1 protein-coding gene is annotated in these 755 nt (G+C 64.5%); it reads right to left on the bottom strand.

The window, feature by feature from the left end:
* Positions 1-288: 288 nt before the first annotated feature.
* On the bottom strand, positions 289-755 hold a 467-nt coding region (locus tag F6Q13_RS18490), incomplete at its 5' end, for a transposase (RefSeq protein ID WP_293059641.1).

Genomic DNA, 755 nt, shown 5'->3' with positions numbered 1-755 from the left:
GCCGATGCTCATTCGTTACAATTATGTAACGAATTAATGGCGCGGCACACTAGCCCGGATTTTGCGGTAGGGCCTGGAGAGAGGTGATTGTGTGGGTATTGCCGCTCGGGTCGAGTGCGGTGGAGGTCGGCCAAGCTCGCGTGCTGCAATGTGGTTGAGCCGATTAACCCTCGACGGGTTGTTGGTGGGTCGATTCACGGCGTGCTGTATCAGCATCGTTGAGCGGAAACAGCTTTCAACTACCTCGGGGGTGTCGCCGAGGGGCCCCTGTGGGTGGTGTGGGTTTGTTTAGCCGGGGACTGCGACCCATCCGGGTAGTCGGGTGAACGCGGTGAGCAGGTCGGTGGCCCAGGGCCAGCTGGCGCCCAGCCGCAGTGTGGTGCGCCGCGCCGAGCGCACCAGCACCCCGGCGGTGTGCAGCAGGGTGTAGCGCAGCCGTTTGGGCTCGGCAATGGCCAGCGCACCATCCAGGCAGAGCGTTTTGGTCCAGGCGAGCAAGTCGGCGGCGATGAGCACCAACATCAGCCACGCGTTGTTGATGGCGAAGTCATGGGAGGGCAGGTTGGCCAGCCCGGTGTCCTTCAGGTCGCGGATGGCGCATTCCATCCGGCCACGGCCACGGTAGAGCGCCTCCAGGTAGGCCAGGTCTGCATCGGGCAGGTCGGTGACAAACAGCTGGTAGCGGTAACCGTCGAGGTCGGTGAAGCGCGGTTGCGCGCCCGGGTGGGGTTGTTCGCGGCGCACCAGCATCCGGG

Source organism: Mycobacterium sp. (assembly GCF_008709575.1).
In the GTDB taxonomy this organism is placed as follows: Bacteria; Actinomycetota; Actinomycetes; order Mycobacteriales; family Mycobacteriaceae; genus Mycobacterium.
This window is presented reverse-complemented; position numbering and strand designations above follow the sequence as displayed.